Below are 20,586 nucleotides of genomic sequence, written 5' to 3' on the forward strand. Positions count from 1 at the left end.
AAGGCCTGGGTCCGTCTACAGCGGGCCAAGGCCCCTCTCCCAGACATCCCTCACCGCGCTCAAGTCATCGAAGCCGCACCCCGTCGCCCCCGCGATGACCGTCTCCACCAACTGAAACCCATACCCGCAACCGCTCACGCCACGTCGCTGACCGGACGGACACTTTCTCAAGCTTCACGTGGCCCGAAAACCCAGGAAATGCCAGGAGTTCACAGATCACAATGGCTGTTCCAAACGATGTAGCAGCAGGAGAAGGTCTGGGTCGCGACTTCCTTTTAACCTAGCACGCAACTCAACAAGCGCGTCATTTGCACCAAGGACCCCAGCCAATCGCTCTTCACGCGCCAAGAATAGTCGTGCCATCAGCGCAAACTTCCCCTCCCCCTGTCTCTCAAACAAATCAATCGCAACCCGATATAACTCCCGACCCTCACCAAGACTACCACGCCGAAATGCCACCAAACCAGCCGTTGCAACAAGCACAGCAGAGATTCTAGCGTCACCAGTCGGCCCTGCAGCTCGGCCCAGGAAATACTCGGCTTTCTTAATCTGTCCTCGACTAGCCAGGGTGAACGCAATATTATTAAGAAGCAATTTGTCGCGCGGATTTGCAACCAGTGAGACTTCCAGCATGCGTTCCGCTTCGACATAGTCTTCAAGCAATATCGAGGCAACATAAGAACCAAAGGCTGCGGGCTCTCTTGAAAACGGCTCATCCCTAAGCCATTTCCAAGCATCGTCGAGAGCCCTCCCATGCTTACCCAAACTCAGATTTCTCTTCGCACTAGCCTCAAAGGCTCGCGGAGTAGCAAAAGCGCTCTCCTCAAGCAGCAAAACATGTCCCCGCCTTTCTGCCCACTCGGCCTGAGCGACCGCATTGTCGGAGGGACGCATAAGCGACAATCGAAACAGCTTCTTTGCAGCCTTAGTATTACCTGCCTCGAGTTCCAATGTACCGAGTGCGCTCGCAAGCTCAGTAACCTCAGACTCAGACCAACTCTTCCGCCCGATCGACTTCATGGCGAAACGGGCATGCGTGGACGTATGCCCCGTTAGCGAGGTTGTTGCGATTTCTGCCGCCAGGATCCATGGGTCCAGTTCCAGATTGGCTCTAGATCCAAGCCACTTTGCCGCACGCTCCGCCTCGCCTACATGTACAAAGAAACGAGCGGCTCCACGAGCAATGAATCTACTAGAGGGAGCAAGTGCCGTTGCGGCATCTAGTGGGCGTCTAGCCTTGTCATTCAGGCCCAGAGAACTGTATGCGTGCGCCAAATCCAACCAAGCAATCGGATCTCGGGGCCCTCGGCGAGTTGCCATTCTAAGATTCTTGACCTTCTCTGCAAAAAAACTTCTCTCCACATTCAGCAAAACCTCTCTCGATTTTCCTTCCCCCTCATGCAAGGCAAGCAGATCTTCTGCCATACAACGCAGCGGACTCTCTGACTGTGCCTGCAACACAAATCTAGCCGCCTCCACCCCAGCAGCCATCTTATCATAAACAAGCGCACTGCCAATCAACTCCGCCGCAGCGGTAATTGTCTTTTCATGCTCCCAAACTACTTTCTTTTCATTCAAATACTCTTCATCCAAAGGCGGCCTAACCTGAGTTCCCTCACCAGCCAACTCCCTCTGATCAAGCGTTTCATCAAAGTCACGCCAGCGCGGAAGGATTCGTCGATTTTTCTCGTGAACAGGAAGAGTCATCGCAGCCCCATGGTTTCCGCCCGGTGAGCAAGATAATTGAGACGCGATATATATATCTCAAGCGAGTACTGAGCCTTTCCGCCGCGCAGTCTTGGAACGCCTCTCTCGCGAGGGTCTGGCTCACACTGCTCCCTGACGAATCGAGCAATCTCTGCTGCGTGAGCGTAGCCTGTTGCAGCTACGCCGGCTTCGAAGTCGACGAGAACCTCCTCGAAGGCATGCCTCAAAAAAGGAACAACATCCTTATAAAGACCACTCCACCTGCCAGGGCGGTGGGAAACATTAAGCTTAACAATAATGGCCGCCGTAATATTTGTCAGCCCAAAAAGAAAGGCGGTGAGATTCCCAAGATGGTATAGGTCACATCCAAGTCTGCGGGGCTCCCACTCCGCTGGAGAGTGGCCATAGTGACACTCTATCGGCTGGTATCCAGGATCCCCAGCAAAAGGGAGCTTGTCGTGGGGCATGGGCACGCCCGCACGCACAACGCGGCCCAGATCGGCAATCCTTGCCTCTTTTCGCCCAAACGTCAGCACATTGGATGGCTTCAGATCTTGATGCGCAATTTTTACTTTGTGCAACTGGCTCAATCCAACAGCTACATGATGCAAGGTATTTAGCCTCCATGCCATTTCGATCGTACCTACAGACAACAGGTGCTTTCGAATATCGCCGTCAGCCAAAGCAAAAATAATATAATCGACAGGTATTATTGCCGCAGGACTTGGGTCGCGATAGGAGCCGTAGTCTATGGCAGTTACGATCTTATCCATGCGCATTGACTTACACACATCGAGCACATCGCGCTCAAAGTTGTAAGCCGTTGTTAGCGCCTGCAGTGCGCGAGCAACGTCGGGCACAGTGAGTGCGCGCGAGTAATCCAGTGCCTTAAGGAAGCCTTTTCGCCCATCAGTATTATCAACCAAGTACCCTACAGAAAAACTCCCGCCCGTTGCCCCTAGAGGCAAGGGAAGCAAAGTCTTGACAGTCCACCCACCCTTGAGCTGGACCCCTGTAAGATTACGCGCCAGCACTGTCATCTCCATCCCCCAAACACCTGATTCGAGACGCTATCGAAGGTAGCTCATCTTTCACTCCCATTCTAGGAGTGAGCGCCCTCCGCTTCCGGCCCCCCTCGATGCGATGGAAGGGTGTACGATGTCGGAGAGCGAGAAGAACCAGAGGCGACGACGGCGTAGCTTCAACCCGGAATTCAAAGCCGGGGCGGTGAAGCTCGTGCTGGAGGAGGGCAAGTCCGTCGTGGAAGTGGCGAAGGACTTGGACCTGACCGAGACCGCCTTCCGCAGGTGGTTAGAACAGGCTAAGACGGACAAGGGCCTCGGCAAGCCGGACGCTCTCACAAGCGAGGAGCACGCGGAACTCTCCGAGCCGCGCAAACGAGTGCGCCAGCTCAAGCGGGAGCGAGATCTCCAAAAGGACGGCCGCCTTCTTCGTGAAGGAGATGGAGTGAAGTTCCGCTTCAGCCCCGAGGAGAAGGCCTCGCTGCTAGTCGCCTTCATGTGCCGCCAGCTCGGTGTTTCGCGCACTGGCGACTACACCTAATCAAAGAGGCCCGAGTCACAGAGAGAGAAGGGCGACCGCCACCTCACCGCGGAGGTGATGGTAGTGCATCGTGCAAGCCGTGGGACGTACGACACCACGCGTCTATACGGAGTTGTGCGTGCGAGGCCACCGCGTCCCCCAGAAACGCGTCGCGCGGAGCATGTGGCAGGAGGGCTTGACGGCACGCCAAAGGCGCCCCTTCGTGCGGACCACCGACAGCGAGCACGCCCATCCGGTCGATCCCAACGTCGTGGCGCGTGACTTCCGGCCTCCATCGCCAACCCTCAGTGGTCACCCAAAACCGGCCAATGAAGGTCCCCTGAAAAGCGGCCAAAGGGGAGGGCCGAGACGTTGACGCCCGGGTAGGACGTGGAGTCCGCCTGGGGGATGGGCAACGTCTTGAGCGACGAGAAGCAGCAGCAGGTCATCGCCCTGGGTCGGTTGGGCTGGAGTCTGAGACGAATCGAGGAGGCGACGGGGGTCCGCCGTGAGACGGCCAGCGGCTACCTGAAGGCGGCGGGAGTGGGAGTGCGTCCGCCGCGCCGGTGGGGCAAGACAAAACCGGCCAATGAGGGGACCACCGAGGTGCGTCCCGCGGGCGAGGAGCCCTCCTCGGGAGCAAAACCGGCCAATGAGGGGACCCCCGACGCCGCTCCACGCAGTCGCGCGGCTGTAAGCGACCGACGGCCGGCGTCCTGAGCCGAGGTGGCTTCGCCGGTTCACTGGGGCATGAGACGCCCCAATCCGGATGAGTGGAAGCAGTTGGTGGAGGAGTTCGAGGCGAGCGGACTGACGCAGAAGGAGTTCGCGGTCCGGCACCAGGTCTCGCTCGGAGGCTTCCAGTACTGGCGGTACAAGAAGTCGCGGGCCACGCCGGTCCGGCGGTCCGAGACGGCAGGCCGTCCGCGAGCCGCGTTTCTTCCCGTGGAGGTGGTCGCATCCCCCGCGCCGCGAGTCCGAGAAGGACTGCTGCTCGAGGTGGCGCTGCCGCGCGGGCTCCTCCTGCGCTTCCCGGAGGGCACGCAGGCCGAGTACCTCGCGCACCTGGTGGCGGTGCTCGGCTGATGCTGCTGTTGCCCCGGGCGGTGCGAATCCTGCTGGCACGTGAGCCCGCCGACATGAGGAACAGCATCGATGGGCTGGCGGCGATTGTGCGTGCCGAGTGGAAAGAGAACCTCTACGCCGGCCACCTCTTCGTCTTCGTCTCGCGGCGAGGGGACAAGGTGAAGATTCTCTCCTGGGACGCGGGCGGCTTCGTCCTCACCTACAAGCGCTTGGAGCAGGGCCGCTTCCGCCTGCCTGCCTTCGTCGGGGACGCGTTGGGAGTGCAGTTGGACGCCACCCAGTTGTCCATGCTGCTGGACGGAATCGACGTCACGCACGTCCGCAGAGCAGGCAAGTGGGCGCCGCCCCCCGGTGCCGAGGCAATGCCCGCCACGGGTGGGCTGGTTCTCCCAGACAGATGGCAGCGCTCTCCCAGACGCACCAGTGCGAGTGGCGTGAGCGAGCCGAAGGGCTCGAGCGGGAGAACCTCACCCTCAAGCAGCGCATGGGCAGCATCGAATCCCAGCTCGCGCTCCTCCAGCGCACCGTCTTCGGCAAGAAGAGCGAGAAGCTCCCCCGTGTCGAGGACGAGCTGCGCAAGGCCCCGGGCGCGCCCCTCAGGTCGCGGGAAGCGACGCTGAAGGAGAGGCGCCTCAAGCGCGAGGCGCGCGCGACACTGCCCGAGAGGGTGATTCACCACCGTGTTCCCGACGAGGCCCGGCGGTGTCCGTCCTGCGGCGGCACGGAGCTCAAGCCGCTGGGCCCCGGCAAGCGCACCGAGCTCCTCGAGTATGTGCCCGCGCACGTGGAGCGGCAGGTCCACCTGCGAGAGACACTCGCCTGCCCGTGCGGTGCGGGCATTGTCACCGCGCCCGCGCCGAAGGCCATTGAGCAGGGCCGGTACGGCCCGGGCTTGCTGGCGCACGTGGTGACGGCGAAGTGCTGCGACTCGATTCCGCTGTATCGCCAGGCCAAGGCCCTCGCACGAGCGGGCATGCCCATCGCGCGCACCACGCTGTGCGACATCTTCCACGAGGTGGGCCGAGCCACGGCGCCGCTCGGCGAGCGCCTCTTGGCCCTGGTGGCAGAGGCCCGTCTGGTGCACGCCGACGAGACGCCCCAACGCGTGCTGGACGAGGGCAAGGCGCGCCGGGCATACGTCTGGACATTCCGCACCGACGAGCTCATCGCCTACGTCCACAGCGCCAGTCGCTCCGGCGTGACGCCCATGGACGTCCTCGGAGGAACCCAGGGCTACCTGCTGGTGGATGGCTATACGGGCTACAACCGCGTGACGTTGCCGGAGGGGCGGGTCCGCGTGGGCTGCTGGGCTCACGTGCGCCGCAAATTCTTCGACGCCCTGCCCACCGCCCCCGAGTCCAGGACGGCGCTCGACTTCATCCTCGCGCTGTACCACGTCGAGCACTCGGCCCGAGAGGCGGGGACGCTCGGCACGCAGGCGCACCTCCACGCTCGCCGCACGACCAGCGCGCGTGTCCTCGAGCAACTGGCCACGTGGGTGGATGAACAGCTTCCACTCCACCCGCCGAAGAGTCCTCTGGGCATGGCCCTTCGCTACACGAAGGGACAATGGGACGCCCTGACGCGATTTGTGGAGTGCCCCAGCCTGCCTCTCGACAACAACGCCGCGGAGCGAGCGCTACGCGCCATGGCCCTGGGCAGGAAGAACTATCTCTTCGTCGGCAATGACGAGGCAGGTCGCAACCTGGCGGGGCTGAGTTCCCTGGTCGCCACGTGCGAGGCCAACGGCGTCAACCCCGAGGCGTACCTCGCCGACGTGCTGATGCGCCTGGGCAGCCACCCCGCGTCACGCCTGGACGAGTTGCTGCCGCACCGCTGGCAACCGGCCTCTGCCTCCTCGCCAGACTCCTCCTGAAGTCACGCAGGCCTCGGCGTCGAAGAACTCGGTGCGCGGCTATCACGCGGCGCGAACGGAAGGGTGCACCCTTCGAACGCCGCCCGTCGGTCGGTTACGCGCGGCTGTCAGACACCTGAGGGCGAGCATCGTCGCCCCGTACGTGGACCTGGTGCAGCAGCGACTGGAGGTGGGCCGCAACGCACGCGCCGTCTACGAGGAGCTCGTCGACACGCAGGGCTACACGGGCAGCTACATCAGCGTGCGTCGCTTCGTGCGCACGCTGAGGGACAGCCAGGGCCCGGAGGCCAAGGCCGTCATCCACACGGCGCCCGGAGAGGAAGCGCAGGTGGACTACGGGGAGGGGCCCATGGTGCGCCACCCGGAGACGGGGAAGTACCGGCGCACGCGCATGTTCGTCCTGACGCTGGGCTACAGCCGCAAGTCGGTGAGGCTGTTGTGCTGGAAGTCTTCCAGCCGGACGTGGGCGCAGTTGCACGAGGAGGCGTTCCGCCGGCTGGGAGGTGTGGCGCGCACGGTGGTGCTGGACAACCTGCGAGAGGGCGTGCTGGCGGCGGACGTGTACGAGCCGGCTCTCAATCCCCTCTTCCGCGACGTGCTGGCCCACTACGGCGCCACGGCCCTGCCAGCCCGGGTCCGCCCCCCGGACAGGAAGGGCAAGGTGGAGTCGGCGGTGGGGCACGCGCAGCGCACGCCGCTCAAAGGCCTGCGCTTCGAGTCCCTGCAGGACGCACAGGCCTACCTCGACGCGTGGGAGGCGCGGTGGGCGGACACCCGCATCCACGGCACCACCAAGCGCCAGGTGGCGGCCATGTTCAGCGAGGAGTGCCCGAAGCTGCTGCCCCTGCCGGTGGAGCCCTTCCGGTACTACGCCTTCGGCGAGCGCGTGGTGCACCTGGACGGGCACGTCGAGGTGGAGGGCGCGTACTACTCGGTGCCCCCGGGCCACATCGGCCGCAAGCTGCACGTGCAGTGGGACAGTCTCCACGTGCGTCCGGTGAGCGTCAAGGTAGTTGTCGCGTGAGAGGTTTCAGCCGGCGTCCCTCACTTCCTGCAGAGGCAGGATGAGGTTGGGCGCGGGGTTGAGGCGCACGGGGCCTACCGGTGACCAGTCGCGCGTGCCGCGACTCCAGCGCTCGGGGTGACGGGCTTGCGCACGTTGGTATACCCCGTGGCGTCGAGCCAGCAGTGCCGTCTCGCGGCCGAAGTGCCTGTCGTCGGGTGTGACGAATCGGATGGCCGAATGTCGGTGCTCGGTGTTGTACCAGTCCACGAAGCGCGTCACCCAGTCGTGCGCGTTCTCGACGGAGGCGAAGGGCCTCAGGGGAAAGCTGGGGCGGTACTTCAGCGTACGGAAGAGGGCCTCGGAGAAGGCGTTGTCGTCCGAGACGCGGGGCCGGCTGAAGGACGGCGTGACGCCCAGCCACTGGAGGGTGGCCAGTAGCGTGGCGCCCTTCATCGGACCGCCGTTGTCCGAGTGCAGCACCAGGCCCTCGAGGCGCGCCTGCTCCAGGCCCAGGCCGAGAAGCTCGCTCCGCTCGACTTCCTCTCCGCGCTCGTCAACGACGAGCTGACACGTCGAAGCGACAGCTTCATCCAACGCCGCCTGAAGCAGGGCGCCTTCCGCGACGCGGGCAAGACGCTCGACGGCTTCGACTTCGACTTCAACAAGAAGATGAATCGCCGCCTCGTCTTCGAGCTGGCCACCGGCGGCTTCGTGGAGCGGCGCGAGGACGCGCTCTTCCTCGGCCCTCCGGGCACCGGCAAGAGTCACATCGCCCAGGCCATCGGCCGCGCCGTCATCCAATCCCAGGGCCACCGCGTCCTCTACCGCGAAGCCCACCACCTGCTCGAGGAGCTGGCCGAGTCCAGCCTCGAGGGCACCCGACGACAGAAGCTCGATGCGCTCACCAGCGCCCCGCTGCTCGTCATCGATGACCTCGGCATGCGCAAGCTGCCCGCCAACCGCCGCAGAGGACCTGCTCGAGCTCATCATGCGCCGCTACGAGAAGGCTTCCACCCTCATCACCTCCAACAGGCCCGTGGAGGATTGGGGGAAGCTCCTGGGCGACAACGCCGCCGTGGCCGCCATGCTCGACCGGCTTCTGCACCATGCCCACGTCGTCCAATTCGGCCCTCGAAGCTGGCGCACCAAGGGGGCCATGGAGTTGCGGTCCGCCGAGTCCGCAGGGTAGGAGTCCCCCTGTCTCGGCCCTCTCTCTTTGGCCGGTTTTGACGGGACCCTCTTTGGCCGGTTTTCACCTGACCATTGAGGCCAACTACACTTGGGCAGGCGACATCACCTACGTGTGGACCGCCGAGGGATGGCTTTACTTGGCAATGGTGCTGGACCTCTTCAGTCGCCGCGTCGTGGGCTGGAGCATGACAGAGCGTATTGACTGGCACCTGGACTTCTCGGCTCTCGACATGGTGTTCGCGGCGCACAAGGCCCATGCGCTGTACCACTCCGATAGGGGACGCCAGTGATGATTACCGAGCGCGTCTGGCGCAGAGTGGCGTCACCTGCTCGATGAGCCGCAAGGGCAATTGCTGGGACAACGCCGTGGAGGAGACTGAGGAGAATTTCTTCAGCAGCCCGAAGATCGAACTGGTCCATACACGTAGCTTCCGGACGCGCGGAGGCGAAGCTCGCGCTGTTCGAGTACATGGCGGTGCTCAACAACCGCAGGCGCCGTCACTCCTCACTCGGTTATGTCAATCCCGCCGAGTACGAGCACGGCTGAGGTGAAGAGGTAGGCAGCGTAGCCGACCTGCCCGCCGAAGCGGGTGACGCTCACGCCACGCTCGACAGGATGATGCGGCACGCACGCTGGAGCCCTGGCAGCCAACATGAAGCCGTGAAGGCTCTCGACAGCCCCGCGAGGGGCACATTGGGGGCACATGAACAGGACGCCATCGGCTGAAAATGAAAAAGCCCCCAAGTCCTAGGGACTTGGAGGCTCTTTCGGGTTGCCCAGGGCGGGATTCGAACCCGCACACCTTTCGGCGCCACCCCCTCAAGATGGTGTGTCTACCAGTTCCACCACCTGGGCGTTGCTGCGCGGACCATCTACAGGACCGCTTCGGATCACGCAACGAGATTCTAACCGCTGCGTGCTCCGATTTGTTTCAACCGGCCCCTCAGGGAGCCGGGGTCGGCGCGGGGGCCTGCTGGCCCTCGGCCGGAGCCGCCTCACCGCGCGGCTGCTCCACCGTCCCAGGGGCCGCCTGCTGACCCGCCGGAGACGACGTCTCACCCGCCGCAGGAGCCGGCGCCGCGGGAGCCGCCGGAGCGGGCGCCGCGATGGAACCGCCCGCCGCCACCGAGGACTTCAGGCCGACGAAGGACAGGCCCAGCGACGTGAAGAAGAACATCGCCGCGCACACGCCGGTGAGCTTGCTCAGGAAGGTCACCGCGCCACGACCACCAAAGGCACTCGTGGCCGCGCCGCCGCCGAGGGCCGAGCCCATGCCAGCGTCCTTACCCGGCTGCAGCAGGATGACGAAGATCATGAACACGCACACGAGGACGTGCACGATCGTGACGAAGGTCAGCATGTGGAGTTTTCCGAACGTTCCGTGAAAAGAGGGCGCACCTTATTGCAGAAAACAGTGCGCCGATAGCACCAAATCGCGCGCACTACCCTACCGGGCCGCCTGGATGATGGCCGCGAAATCGCCGACCTTCAGGCTCGCCCCCCCCACCAGCGCCCCGTCCACGTCCGGCTGCCCCAGCAATTCCGCGGCGTTATCCGGCTTCACACTGCCGCCGTACTGGATGCGCACCTGGGCGGCCGTCTGTTCGCCGTACAGCCGGCCCACCAGCGCCCGGATGGCCGCGTGGACCTCCTGCGCCTGCGCCGACGTCGCGTTGCGCCCCGTCCCAATCGCCCACACCGGCTCGTACGCCAGCACGAAGCCCGCCACGTCCTTCGCCTCGAAGCCCTCCAGCCCTCCCCGGACCTGGCGCTCCACCACCTCCAACGTCCGGTTCGCCTCGCGCTCCGCCAGCGTCTCGCCCACGCAGAGGATGGGCGTCATCTTCGCGGCCAGCACCGCCTTGGCCTTCTTGTTCACCGTCTCGTCCGTCTCGCCGAACAGCTGCCGGCGCTCCGAGTGCCCCACGATGACGTAGGCACACCCGAGCTCCGCCAGCATCGGCGCGGACACCTCGCCGGTGAACGCCCCCGACGACTCCCAGTGGCAGTTCTGCGCCGCCAGCTGCAACGGCGCGCCCTCCAGCGCGACGTGCACCGCCTGCAGCGCCAGGTACGTCGGCGCCACCACCACCTCCACCACATCCCCCACGGAGGTCACCGCCCCCCGCAGCTCACGGACCAGCGCCAGGGCCTCCGGCACCGTCTTGTTCATCTTCCAGTTGCCGGCGACGATCTTCCGACGTCGAGACGAGACGGCCATGTGTCACTCCCCCAGCGCTGTGGATGTGGTGGTGCTGCTGCTTGGGCGCGACGGAGACTACCGCGTCTCCAGCGCCTTGATGCCCGGAAGCTCGCGGCCTTCCAGGAACTCCAACGAGGCCCCGCCGCCCGTGGACACGTGGCTGAGCTGCTCCGCCAGCCCCATCTGCTCCACGGCCGCCGCGCTGTCCCCGCCGCCAATCACGGTGATGGCCTGCTTGTTGTTCGCCATGGCCGTGCCCACCGAGCGCGTGCCCTCGGCGAACTTCGCCACCTCGAACAAGCCCATGGGCCCGTTCCACACCACCGTGCGCGCGTCGCGGATGTGCTGCGTGAACAGCGAGCGCGTCTTCGGACCGATGTCCAGGCCCATCATGTCCTTGGGCACCGCGTTGTCCGGCGTCTCCTGCGCGGAGCTCTTCTCCGTCGGCTCGGTGCCGACGATGTGGTCCACCGGGAGGACGATGGGCGTCTTCAGCCGGTGCGCCGCCTCGAGCAGGCGCGTGGCCAAGGACAGCTTGTCCTCCTCGACGCGGGACTTGCCCACCTCCACGCCCTGCGCCTTCAGGAACGTGTACGCCATCGCCCCGCCCACCAGGAGCGCGTCCACCTTGGGCAGCAGGTTCTCGATGACCTTGATCTTGTCGCTCACCTTCGAGCCACCCAGGATGGCCACGAAGGGCTTCTCCGGCGTCTTCAGCACGCGGCCCAGGTACTCGATCTCCTTCTTCATCAGGAGGCCCGCCGCCTTCTCCTTCACGAAGGGCACCATGCCCGCCGTGGAGGCATGGGCGCGGTGCGCGGTGCCGAAGGCGTCGTTGACGTAGACGTCCGCCAGCGCGGCCAGCTCGCGCGCGAAGGCCTCGTCGTTGGCCTCCTCCTCCTTGTGGAAGCGCAGGTTCTCCAGCACCACCACCTGCCCCTCCTTCAGCTCCTTCACCTGCTTCTTCACGCCGTCGCCCACGCAGTCATCCGTGAGGATGACCTCGTGCTTGCCGCCGAGCAGGTCGGCCAGCCGCACGGCGACCGGCTCGAGCGACAGCTTGGGGTCCGGTCCCTTCGGACGTCCCAGGTGGGAGGCCAGGATGACCTTGCCGCCCAATTCCAGCGCGCGGCGGATGGTGGGCAGCGCCTCACGGATGCGGGTGTCGTCCGTCACCTTCCGGCCGTCGAGCGGGACGTTGAAGTCCACGCGGATGAAGGTGCGCTTGCCCGTGAGTTGCAGCTCGTCGATGTAGCGGATCATCTTGGCTCTCCCTGGACCGGAAACGGACTACACGCCCTTCGACACGAGGAACTTCGCCGTGTCGACCATGCGGTTGGAGAAGCCCCACTCGTTGTCGTACCAGGCCATGACCTTCAGCATGTTGTCGCCCATCACGAAGCAGTTGGTGGAGTCGAAGATGGCCGAGTGCGGGTTGCCGTTGTAGTCCACCGACACCGTCTGCGCGTCGCTGAACTCCAGGATGCCCTTGAGCGGGCCGGCGGCGGCCGCGCGGTAGGCCTCCACCACGGCCTCCTGGGTGATCTTCTTCTCGGTGTTCACCGTCAGGTCCACCAGGGACACGTTCGGCGTGGGGACGCGGACGGCCAGGCCGTGCATCTTGCCCTTGAGCTGCGGAATCACCTCGCCGATGGCCTTCGCGGCGCCGGTGCTGGTGGGAATCATGGAGAGCGCGGCGGCGCGGGCGCGGCGCATGTCCTCGTGCGTGAGGTCCAGGATGCGCTGGTCGTTGGTGTAGCTGTGCACCGTCGTCATCAGGCCCTTCTCGATGCCGAAGTTGTCCACCAGCACCTTGGCGATGGGCGCCAGGCAGTTGGTGGTGCACGAGGCGTTGGAGATGATGTGGTGCTTGGACGCGTCGTACTCGCCGTGGTTGATGCCGTAGGCGATGGTCAGGTCCGGGCCCTTGGCCGGCGCGGAGATGAGGACCTTCTTGGCGCCCGCCTTCAGGTGCTTCTCGGCGCCCTCGCGGCCGGTGAAGCGGCCGGTGCACTCGAGCACCACGTCCACGTTCAGGCTCTTCCAGGGCAGCGCCGTGGGGTCCTTCTCCGCGGTGACGATGATCTCCTTGCCGTCCACCACGATGCCCTTGTCCGTCGCCTTCACCTCACCCGGCCAGGTGCGGTGCACGGAGTCGTACTTGAACAGGTGCGCCAGGGCGGCGGGCTTGTCCAGGTCGTTGATGGCGACGATCTCCAGGTCTTCCTTGCGGCTGAGCGCGGCGCGGAGGATGCAGCGACCGATGCGTCCAAACCCGTTGATGGCGATGCGAGTGGCCATGTGCGTGTCTCCTTAGAAGAGGTGGGCGCGAAAGGCGCGCCCACGAACGGTTTTCACGTCAGAAAACGAGGGCCGCCGACCGTAGGCACGCGGCCCCGCTGAGTCAACGCTTCAGGTCGCTCGTGCGACGGCGCGCGCGTCGAAGCTGAACAATCACCCCGACCAACAGCCACAGCCCCGCGCCCGTTCCCCCGCCGGCCCCGCAGCCGCAGCCCGAGTCGCCCAGCGGATGGTAGAACTGCGGCAGCACGTCCAGGACGATGGGCTCGGGGGGCTCGGGAGGCTCGGGCTCCTCGGGAGGATGCGGGTTCACCCCGCGCGGCGCCACGCACCCGCTCAACAGGCCGGGCCCCGTCTCGCCGGAATCCCCGACGGGCGGCGAGCCCGGCGCGGGGAAGCCCGCGCGCACCAGGAACGCGGACAACAGCCGCGCCCGCGCCGCCCGGTCCACCACCGCCTCGAAGGGGACCCCCAACAGCAGCACCTGCCCCGCGGGCATGGAGAACACCCCCGCCCCCAGCTCCGTCCCCGCGTACCGCACCACCGCCGAGCCGCCCGAGGCCGGGATGAGCAAATCGGTGGACCCCACCGGATAGGCGCCCCGGGTGCCGTCGTCCAGGGTCACGCCCGTCCAATCCGCCAGGAAGTCTCCCGGCACTCCCTCCACGCTCCGAGGCGGCGCGCCGGTCCCCACCGAAGCCCGGAGGATGTCCGTGAGGAAGGCCTTGTCGTCCGCGTCCCCCACCGACAGGGCGGACGCCACCTGGCTGCCCGACAGCAGCAGATGTCCACCGCCCATCACATACGCGCGCAGCGTATCCTGTTCGGCGCGCGTCAGTCCGGCGCCGGCAGCGCCACCCCGCCCGGTGAACCAGTCCACCACCCGGTAGCCCGCTCCGACGGACACCAGCCCCGCCGCCACCGCCCCGCTCGTCGCGCTGTCGAAGGCCACGCCCGACTGGCTCATCGCGTCCCCGTGGCGGCGCACGTACGTGCCGTCGTTCATCGTCTCCAGGAGCACCCGCAGCGGGGCCTCCAGGTCATACGCGTCCAGCGCCTCGCCGCACGCCAGCGCGGAGTCCAGCCGCTCGAAGGCGTTGACCACCAGCGCCGGGGGCGCGTCCCCCGAGCGCACGCCGACGATGGCGGACGGGAAGCCCTCGCCGCCCGCGCTCACCGCCGCGACGCGGAAGTAGCGCGAGACGCCCGCCGCCAGCGGCACGCTCAGGCTCGTCCCTGACACCTCGGTGCCGTCGTCCCAGGCCTGGCCGTCCTCGCTCTGGTAGACGCGGTACGCGGTGGGCGCATCGCGCCCCTCCTCGTCCGGGCTGGCCTGGGGCGCGGCCCAGCGCACCTCCACCGTGCCGGCCGAGACGTTGCGCGCCACCACCGCGTCGGGGGCCTCGGGCGGCAGCGTCACCGCCACGCCGTCCCGCGCGGCGTAGTACTTGATGAGGCCCTGGAGGATGGCGCGCGCGGCGACGCGGCGGAACGCCGGCTCCTTCAGCCGGTTCGAGTCCGCCACCGCGTCGTGGTACGCGATCTCCAGCAGCACCGACGGCATCTCCGGGTTGTGCATGGGGTTGACCTCGCCCAGGTTCGCCGAGCGCAGGTTGCGCACGCGCCACGTCGGGTCGACCTCGCGCTTGAGGTCCGTGCCCAGTTCGTCCAACAGCGCCCGCCCCAGCACGTCGCTGCCGGGCACGCCGGTGAAGTTGAGCGTGCCGTCCACCGGGTTCGGCCCGTAGACATAGGCCTCGGTGCCCACCACGTTGCCGGTGGTGGAGGCGTTGGTGTGCCAGGCCACGTACACCGCGTCCTCCCCCTCCTCGTGCAGCCACGCGGCGAAGCGCGCGCGGGCCGTCACGTCCGCGTTGCGCTCGTTGGCGATGGCGTTGGCTCCGGTGGGCGCGTACACCGTCGCGGGCGCGCCGCTGAACTGCACGTGGTAGCGCGCGGCCTCCTCGTAGCGGGGACGCGACAGCGCGGCCATCTGCGCGTCGCCGATGACGCCCGAGCCTCCGCCGAAGCGCACCGCGTCCACCGACACCGTGGCGCCCTCCTCCGCGTCGTTCATCAGCACCACCGCAGCGCGCTCCGGCCCCGCGTTCGCCTTGAAGAAGAAGCGGCCCAGGAGCACCCACGTCCCGCCGTGGCGGCGCTGGTTGACGCGGAAGTGGCTCTCGCCGCCCGCGTGGCGCACGACGTAGTGCGCGTTCTCGGTGCGCGTGGGCGCCGCGCCATAGGAGACGTACACGTGGTAGTTGCCGTCCGCGGGCACCACGGGAGCCCACGTGGCCGTGGCCGTGGACGTCTGCGTGGTGAGCAGCTCCCGCGTGGTGCCCTGCGTGAAGGGCTCCACGCCGTTGCCCATGGGGAAGGCAGGCGTCGCCCAACCCTTCTGCTCCGTCGCGCGGAACAGCCCCGTGTCCCCCGCCTCCGAGTAGCCCGCGGCGCCATCGTCCACGATGACCATGCGCGAGTTCAGGTCCGCCTCGCGCACCGGCACCACCGTGGCGCCCGCGCCCATCAACATGGGCAACAGGTACTGGTTCACCACCTCGGCGGAGATGAGGTCCTCCACCACCGCCCACGTGTTGGGCCGCTGCGTGGCCCAGCGCGACAGCGTGGGCGCCCGGTAGAAGCCGTGGCCGGGGCTCAGGTAGATGACCTTCCCGGACAGCGCGCCCGCCCGCGTCCGCGTCTGGGGCACCCCCGCGAGCGAGGCCTTCGTCGAGCCGTCCCGCTGCTCGCGCCGCACCACGGGGGCGTCGGAGGCGCTCAGCTTCCTCGCCTCGTGCGCGCGGCGGGTCGGCGCCGGCAGGTACACCGCGTCCGGGGGCTCCAGGCCACAGGCGCCCACTTCGCCCTCGTGGGTGTGCACGGGGGCCTGGGCGGCGGCGAGGGTGGAGGTCAACAGGAGGGCCAGCAGCACGCCACCTGGACGCGCCCGGAAGAAGTCGGTGCTCATGGCCGCCGACCTTACCCATTCACATCTCCACGGCAATCGGACCCGTGAGTGCTAGCCTGCCCGTCCCTTCAGGTTCCGATGACCGTACCTGCCCGGCCACCTCCTACCTTCCCTCCCCGTCGCGGCTCGGGGTTCCTCGCCTCGTTCGGCCATGCCTGGGCGGGCCTCATCCACACCGTCGTGTACCAGCGCAACATGCGCCTGCACCTCATCTCCGCCGTGCTGGTGGGGCTGGTGGGCAGCGGCATCCCCCTGGGGCTCGCCGAGAAGGTCACGCTCATCTTCTGCGTGCTGCTCATCTTCTTCGCGGAAATCCTGAACAGCGCGCTGGAGCACCTGGTGGACCTGGCCGTCCAGCAGTTCGACGAGAAGGCCCGGCTCACCAAGGACGCGGCCGCCGCGGGCGTGCTGGTGCTCGCGCTGGGCACGGTGGTCATCTTCGCCGCCATCCTCGTGCACAACTGGGAGACGGTGCGCACAAGCACCGACGCCATCGTCCGCCAGGTGGCGCTCGGCCTGCCCTTGACGGCGTGCGTGGTGGTGCTGGTGCTGCCCCAGCGAAGGCCCGTCGGCGTGGACGTGGGCGCCTTCGTGGCGGGCGGCGTGCTGCTCGCGTTCCTGGCCCAGTACACGGCCAGCACCGTGTTCACCGCGATGACGGCGGGGCTGCTCTTCGTCGCGGGCTCGGCGGCCTACACCCGCCGACGCGAAGCGGGCTCTCCAGGGGCGCCAGCGGGCGATTCGGCGGTCAACCGGACATAAAAAAACCGGCTGACGCCGGTCCACCACCACCTCAGGGGGCGGGAGCCCCGGAACCCGTCCGGAGCTCGCTCACCCGCCGAGGGTCGCTTGGGGTGAGTCTCGCACGCTCAGGCGCGCTGACGCCACTCGGAGCCCTGCTCCGGGGACGCAGGCACGGCGACGGCCTTGTCGCCTTCCTTCAGGTCCGAGGTCACCAGATCGAGCAGCTCCGTGGCGATACCGATGACCTGGTGCGGCGTGTAGCCGCTGGCGCGAAGCTGGTTGAAGAAGGTGCGCGCCAGGATCCGGGTGCCCTTTTGATCGGTGCTCACAGTCAATGCCTCCAAATTTGGGGGCGGCGCGAACAACGAGGGCCGCCGGCTAATCACTCGAGCCTTGTTCTTCAACCCCCGTGCCAGTCGTTCTCTTCCAAACGGATTCACCAGCAGTTCCCAGGGGTTGAAGAGCCGTGAGGGTCGGCATGGGGTGAATCGGGGTGCGAAGGGGGCTACGCACCCGGGGGAACCCCCGAGGGAACTGGATGGCCGGGTGCATCACGAGGTACGCACCCGTTCCGCGGCCTCGAGCCCCTCGTGGTTTCAAGTGCTTGCAATCTTTCAGCGGGGTGGAGCAGAACGCGCCCCCCACCAGGAGCGAATGGCAATGGCGTATCGGGTGAACAACATCGGGCTGTGGCTGGACGAGCCGGAGGAGCTGCTCGGTCAGCGGGCCGCGGAGAAGCTGGGCGTCACCCGCTCCGACCTGGCCTCCGTGCGGGTGGTGCGCTCCGTGCTGGATGCGCGCAAGAAGGGCAGCCCGCGCTACATCTACACGCTGGAGGTGGAGATGGCGCCGGGGCGCAAGCCCAGGCAGCTGCCGCCGGACGTGGGCGAGGCGCCGCCGCCCCCCGAGCCGCTGACGTCGGTGAAGCCGCCCGAGCAGTGGCCCATCATCATCGGCACGGGCCCCGCGGGGTTGTTCGCCGCGCTGGGGCTGCTGGAGCGCGGCGTGAAGAGCATCCTCATCGAGCGGGGACGCGAGGTGGTGGCGCGGCGCAAGGACGTGGCGAAGCTGATGCGCGACGGCACGTTGGACCCGGAGAGCAACATGAACTTCGGGGAGGGCGGCGCCGGCGCGTACACGGACGGCAAGCTGTCCACGCGCATCAACCACCCCATGGTGCGCAAGGTCATCGAGGCCTTCGCCCGCTACGGCGCGCCGGACGCCATCCTGGTCGAGGGCAAGCCGCACATCGGCTCGGACCTGCTGCCGGGCGCGGTGGCGAAGCTGCGCGAGGAGCTCATCGCCGGCGGCTGCGAGGTGCACTTCGGCCAGCGCGTGGACGACCTCGTCTACAAGGACGGCCGCGTCGCGGGCGTGAAGCTCGCGGACGGGCGCACGCTGGAGAGCGACCGCGTCATCCTGGCCCCCGGCAACTCCGCGCGGGAGCTGTACGAGCGCTTCGCCGCCGACGGCCGCGTCAGCGTGGAGGCCAAGCCCTTCGCGCTGGGCTTCCGCGCCGAGCACCCGCAGACGCTCATCAACGGCATCCAGTACGGCAGCGCCGCGAAGAACCCGAAGCTGCCCCCCGCCGACTACAAGCTCGCGGAGAACCTGGACGTCGACGGCGAGGTGCGCGGCGTCTACTCGTTCTGCATGTGCCCGGGCGGAATCGTGGTGCCCACGCCCACCGAGGACGGGCTGCAGTGCACCAATGGCATGAGCAACTCGCGCCGCAACGCGCGCTACGCCAACGCGGGCATCGTCGTCTCCGTCTCCGTGGCGGACTTCGAGCGCGAGGGCTTCCACGGACCGTTGGCTGGTTTGCAGTTCCAGCGGCACTGGGAGCAGAAGGCGTACGAGCTGGGCGGCGGGAAGTTCTTCGCCCCCGCGCAGACGATTCCGGACTACCTGGCCGGGCGCGTGAAGAAGGACCCGGGCGGCACCAGCTACCGTCCGGGCCTTGCGCACGTGGACCTGAACCGGCTGTTCCCGGAGCGGCTCACCACGTCCCTCAAGCAGGCGCTGAAGACCTTCGACCGGAAGATGCGCGGCTTCATCAGCGACGAGGGCAAGCTCATCGGCATCGAGAGCCGCACGTCGTCCCCCGTGCGAATCACCCGCGGCGAGGACCTGCAGTCGGTGTCCTGCAAGGGCCTGTACCCCGCGGGCGAGGGGTGCGGCTATGCGGGCGGCATCGTCTCGTCGGCCATTGATGGATTGCGCGTCGCGGAGCAGATTGCCACCGAGCTGGCGTGAGCCACGCCCGCGCCCCAGAGAGGGAGCCCTGCCATGCGTTACGTCGTGCGCACTCCGGATGGTGAGCTGACCTACCCCAGCCTCCTGGACGTGGAGCGCGCCTACGTCCAGGGCCTGGTGGACGCCGATGACGAGGTGCGGGAGGAGACCTCCCAGACGTGGCGCAAGGCGGGCAGCCTGCCGGTGCTCGCGCGCGCGAAGTCGCCGTCCTCGGGGCTGGCGGCGCGGGGCCAGTGGCTCACGGTGGCGGGCGCGGTGCTGGTGGGCGCGCTGGCCCTGTCGCTGGTGCTGCGCGACTCCTGGCACCTGCGCATCCTGGGAATCGTCCTGGCCCTGGTGGTCAGCTCGCTGCTCACGCGGGTGACGTTCAAGGCCTTCAAGCGGCCTCCGCCCCAGGCCTGAGGCCCGCCTCCTCCCCTGCTCTCCAGCCGGAGGGCCCGACGCCCGCCGACATCGGCAAGCGCACGGCCCATCTTGTCCGCTGGAAGTCAGCCACGCGAGAGGGGAGGACGCACTTGCTCAGCACCTACCTGTCCAAAGATGCCGCCCGCCGACTGCGCCATGGAGCCCCCTGGTTGCGCCGGGAGGACATCGTCTCCATGGAGGGAACGCCCCAACCCGGCGAGCCCGTGCAGCTGCGGGACGAGGACGGCGCGGTGCTCGGGCTGGGGGACGTGGACCTGGAGGCCTCGCTCGCGGTGCGGCGGCTGGGCATGCCGGACGAGGCGGTGGAGGGGCTGATTCCGCGCCACCTGCGCCGCGCCTTCGAGCGCCGGGGCCGCATGGTGGACGACCCGCGCTTCTGCCGGGTGGTGAACGATGACGGGGACGGTCTGCCCGGCCTCATCGTGGACCGGTACGACACCCACTTCGTGGTGCAGACGCTGACGCGCTCCATGGACGCCCGGCACCAGGACATCACCCGCGCGCTGGTGGAGGTGACGGGGGCCAGCTCGGTGCTGCTGCGCAACGACTCCCCGCGCAGGAAAGCCCTGGGACTGTCCACCCAGCGCCCCCATGTCCTCTACGGCACCCCACCCCGCTGGTGCCGGCTGCTGGAGCTGGGCGCCAGGTTCACCGTGGACCTCACGTACGGCCAGGGCACGGGCTACGCCTATGACCAGCGGGAGCTGCGCCGCGTGGTGGGCCGCATGGCCTGGGATGGCCGGGTGCTGGACGCCGCCTGCAACGTGGGCGGGCTGTTCGTGCACGCGGGCCTGCACGGGGCGCGGCACATCCTCGCCTTCGACGCGGACGCGGACGCGGCGGACCTGGCGCGCGAGAACGCCGAGGCGAACGGGCTTCTGGGGCGCGTGCTGGTGGAGAAGGGCACCGCGCTGCAGGCCCTGCGCGCGGTGCGGGAGACCTTCGACCTGGTGCTGCTGGACACACTCCGGGTGGCGACCGAGGAGGAGTTCGTGGAGCACCTGCGGTACGCGCTGCGACGCACCCGGCATGGGGGCCGGCTGATGGTGGTCGGCTATCACCCACCCCTGGCGTTCGGCGGCTTCGACGAGCTGGTGGCCACCGCGTGCGAGGCGGAGGCGCGAATCGCCACCCGGCTGGCCCGGCCCGGACTGCCTCCGGACCACCCGACGCTGGTGGGCTCCCCCGGCGCGGAGTACCTGGACACGGTGGCGCTGGAGGTGAGCTGACGCGGGAAAGCACCGCTCCGCCGTGGGGAGTGCTAGTGTCCGCGCCC

16 protein-coding genes, 1 tRNA gene and 5 pseudogenes are annotated in these 20,586 nt (G+C 67.3%); 12 read left to right on the top strand and 10 right to left on the bottom strand.

What is annotated here, in order from left to right:
* Positions 1-216 precede the first annotated feature (216 nt).
* Positions 217-1,707 (bottom strand): hypothetical protein, encoded by a 1,491-nt coding sequence (locus tag OWM54_RS03690; RefSeq protein ID WP_267696646.1) that lies wholly within the window; start codon positions 1,705-1,707, stop codon positions 217-219.
* The gene (locus OWM54_RS03695; RefSeq protein WP_267696647.1) at positions 1,704-2,753 is read right to left on the bottom strand and encodes a protein kinase domain-containing protein; all 1,050 of its coding nucleotides are present in this window, start codon (positions 2,751-2,753) and stop codon (positions 1,704-1,706) included. The genes OWM54_RS03690 and OWM54_RS03695 overlap by 4 nt, the downstream gene beginning before the upstream one ends.
* A gap of 112 nt (positions 2,754-2,865) precedes the next feature.
* Here OWM54_RS03695 and OWM54_RS03700 point away from each other — a divergent pair, with 112 nt between their 5' ends.
* The 5 genes and pseudogenes from OWM54_RS03700 to istA form a co-directional block, all read left to right on the top strand.
* Complete coding sequence (locus tag OWM54_RS03700) at positions 2,866-3,270, top strand: transposase (RefSeq protein ID WP_267696648.1); 405 nt, start codon at positions 2,866-2,868, stop codon at positions 3,268-3,270.
* A 729-nt stretch (positions 3,271-3,999) separates the two neighbouring features.
* Entirely contained in the window at positions 4,000-4,335 is a 336-nt protein-coding gene (gene tnpA, locus OWM54_RS03705; RefSeq protein ID WP_267696649.1) for an IS66 family insertion sequence element accessory protein TnpA, read from the top strand.
* A pseudogene (gene tnpB, locus OWM54_RS43345) lies at positions 4,335-4,646 on the top strand (IS66 family insertion sequence element accessory protein TnpB); the annotation flags it as partial. The gene tnpA and the pseudogene tnpB, both read left to right, overlap by 1 nt.
* An 86-nt stretch (positions 4,647-4,732) precedes the next feature.
* Positions 4,733-6,211, top strand: coding sequence for an IS66 family transposase (gene tnpC, locus OWM54_RS03710; protein ID WP_267696650.1), 1,479 nt, complete (start codon positions 4,733-4,735; stop codon positions 6,209-6,211).
* Positions 6,186-7,220: pseudogene (gene istA / locus OWM54_RS03715) on the top strand (IS21 family transposase); the annotation flags it as partial. The gene tnpC and the pseudogene istA, both read left to right, overlap by 26 nt.
* Positions 7,221-7,241: 21 nt before the next feature.
* On the opposite strand, the pseudogene OWM54_RS03720 reads toward istA, so the two are convergent.
* Positions 7,242-7,706 (bottom strand): annotated as a pseudogene (locus OWM54_RS03720) (transposase); the annotation flags it as partial.
* Here OWM54_RS03720 and OWM54_RS43350 point away from each other — a divergent pair.
* The 3 genes and pseudogenes from OWM54_RS43350 to OWM54_RS03730 all read left to right on the top strand — a co-directional run.
* Positions 7,689-8,114: pseudogene (locus OWM54_RS43350) on the top strand (ATP-binding protein); the annotation flags it as partial. The pseudogenes OWM54_RS03720 and OWM54_RS43350 sit on opposite strands and share 18 nt — an antisense overlap.
* A 31-nt stretch (positions 8,115-8,145) precedes the next feature.
* A complete protein-coding gene (locus tag OWM54_RS43210) occupies positions 8,146-8,406 on the top strand; it encodes an ATP-binding protein (protein ID WP_324289045.1) in 261 nt (86 codons plus the stop codon).
* Positions 8,407-8,488: 82 nt separating this feature from the next.
* Positions 8,489-8,955 (top strand): annotated as a pseudogene (locus OWM54_RS03730) (IS3 family transposase); the annotation flags it as partial.
* A gap of 227 nt (positions 8,956-9,182) precedes the next feature.
* On the opposite strand, the gene OWM54_RS03735 reads toward OWM54_RS03730, so the two are convergent.
* From OWM54_RS03735 to OWM54_RS03760, 6 genes are all read right to left on the bottom strand, one after another.
* Positions 9,183-9,264: transfer RNA gene (locus OWM54_RS03735), tRNA-Leu, on the bottom strand.
* Positions 9,265-9,352: 88 nt separating this feature from the next.
* On the bottom strand, positions 9,353-9,769 hold the full coding sequence (secG, locus tag OWM54_RS03740) for a preprotein translocase subunit SecG (protein ID WP_046713064.1): 417 nt from the start codon (positions 9,767-9,769) through the stop codon (positions 9,353-9,355).
* Between the two features lie 87 nt (positions 9,770-9,856).
* Positions 9,857-10,630 (bottom strand): triose-phosphate isomerase, encoded by a 774-nt coding sequence (gene tpiA / locus OWM54_RS03745; RefSeq protein ID WP_046713063.1) that lies wholly within the window; start codon positions 10,628-10,630, stop codon positions 9,857-9,859.
* 57 nt (positions 10,631-10,687) lie between these two features.
* Positions 10,688-11,875, bottom strand: coding sequence for a phosphoglycerate kinase (locus OWM54_RS03750; protein ID WP_223746901.1), 1,188 nt, complete (start codon positions 11,873-11,875; stop codon positions 10,688-10,690).
* Between the two features lie 27 nt (positions 11,876-11,902).
* Entirely contained in the window at positions 11,903-12,913 is a 1,011-nt protein-coding gene (gap, locus tag OWM54_RS03755) for a type I glyceraldehyde-3-phosphate dehydrogenase (protein WP_141323170.1), read from the bottom strand.
* A 103-nt stretch (positions 12,914-13,016) separates the two neighbouring features.
* On the bottom strand, positions 13,017-15,884 hold the full coding sequence (locus OWM54_RS03760; RefSeq protein WP_267696651.1) for an N-acetylmuramoyl-L-alanine amidase: 2,868 nt from the start codon (positions 15,882-15,884) through the stop codon (positions 13,017-13,019).
* Positions 15,885-15,962: 78 nt separating this feature from the next.
* Between OWM54_RS03760 and OWM54_RS03765 the strand changes: the two genes are divergently transcribed.
* A complete protein-coding gene (locus tag OWM54_RS03765) occupies positions 15,963-16,646 on the top strand; it encodes a diacylglycerol kinase family protein (protein WP_141323168.1) in 684 nt (227 codons plus the stop codon).
* A 107-nt stretch (positions 16,647-16,753) separates the two neighbouring features.
* On the opposite strand, the gene OWM54_RS03770 is transcribed toward OWM54_RS03765, so the two are convergent.
* On the bottom strand, positions 16,754-16,957 hold the full coding sequence (locus OWM54_RS03770) for a hypothetical protein (protein ID WP_174816750.1): 204 nt from the start codon (positions 16,955-16,957) through the stop codon (positions 16,754-16,756).
* Positions 16,958-17,288: 331 nt separating this feature from the next.
* Here OWM54_RS03770 and OWM54_RS03775 point away from each other — a divergent pair, with 331 nt between their 5' ends.
* From OWM54_RS03775 to OWM54_RS03785, 3 genes are all read left to right on the top strand, one after another.
* Complete coding sequence (locus OWM54_RS03775; protein ID WP_267701085.1) at positions 17,289-18,884, top strand: NAD(P)/FAD-dependent oxidoreductase; 1,596 nt, start codon at positions 17,289-17,291, stop codon at positions 18,882-18,884.
* A 33-nt stretch (positions 18,885-18,917) separates the two neighbouring features.
* Complete coding sequence (locus OWM54_RS03780; RefSeq protein WP_141323166.1) at positions 18,918-19,286, top strand: hypothetical protein; 369 nt, start codon at positions 18,918-18,920, stop codon at positions 19,284-19,286.
* Between the two features lie 113 nt (positions 19,287-19,399).
* Positions 19,400-20,539 carry a class I SAM-dependent rRNA methyltransferase gene (locus OWM54_RS03785; RefSeq protein WP_223746898.1) on the top strand — a complete coding sequence of 380 codons (1,140 nt, stop codon included), beginning with the start codon at positions 19,400-19,402 and terminating at the stop codon, positions 20,537-20,539.
* Positions 20,540-20,586 lie beyond the last annotated feature (47 nt).

Origin of the sequence: Myxococcus sp. MISCRS1 (assembly GCF_026626605.1) — a bacterium.
GTDB lineage: Bacteria > Myxococcota > Myxococcia > Myxococcales > Myxococcaceae > Myxococcus > Myxococcus fulvus.

Bases quoted from the DNA above. Each gene is read 5' to 3' on its own strand.
- tnpC (WP_267696650.1), top strand. From the start codon at position 4,733: ATGGCAGCGCTCTCCCAGACGCACCAGTGCGAGTGGCGTGAGCGAGCC.
- OWM54_RS03750 (WP_223746901.1), bottom strand. From the start codon at position 11,875: ATGATCCGCTACATCGACGAGCTGCAACTCACGGGCAAGCGCACCTTC.
- OWM54_RS03690 (WP_267696646.1), bottom strand. From the start codon at position 1,707: ATGACTCTTCCTGTTCACGAGAAAAATCGACGAATCCTTCCGCGCTGG.
- OWM54_RS43210 (WP_324289045.1), top strand. From the start codon at position 8,146: ATGACCTCGGCATGCGCAAGCTGCCCGCCAACCGCCGCAGAGGACCTG.
- OWM54_RS03780 (WP_141323166.1), top strand. From the start codon at position 18,918: ATGCGTTACGTCGTGCGCACTCCGGATGGTGAGCTGACCTACCCCAGC.
- tpiA (WP_046713063.1), bottom strand. From the start codon at position 10,630: ATGGCCGTCTCGTCTCGACGTCGGAAGATCGTCGCCGGCAACTGGAAG.
- OWM54_RS03760 (WP_267696651.1), bottom strand. From the start codon at position 15,884: ATGAGCACCGACTTCTTCCGGGCGCGTCCAGGTGGCGTGCTGCTGGCC.
- secG (WP_046713064.1), bottom strand. From the start codon at position 9,769: ATGCTGACCTTCGTCACGATCGTGCACGTCCTCGTGTGCGTGTTCATG.
- OWM54_RS03775 (WP_267701085.1), top strand. From the start codon at position 17,289: ATGGCGTATCGGGTGAACAACATCGGGCTGTGGCTGGACGAGCCGGAG.
- gap (WP_141323170.1), bottom strand. From the start codon at position 12,913: ATGGCCACTCGCATCGCCATCAACGGGTTTGGACGCATCGGTCGCTGC.
- OWM54_RS03700 (WP_267696648.1), top strand. From the start codon at position 2,866: ATGTCGGAGAGCGAGAAGAACCAGAGGCGACGACGGCGTAGCTTCAAC.
- tnpA (WP_267696649.1), top strand. From the start codon at position 4,000: ATGAGACGCCCCAATCCGGATGAGTGGAAGCAGTTGGTGGAGGAGTTC.
- OWM54_RS03765 (WP_141323168.1), top strand. From the start codon at position 15,963: ATGACCGTACCTGCCCGGCCACCTCCTACCTTCCCTCCCCGTCGCGGC.
- OWM54_RS03695 (WP_267696647.1), bottom strand. From the start codon at position 2,753: ATGGAGATGACAGTGCTGGCGCGTAATCTTACAGGGGTCCAGCTCAAG.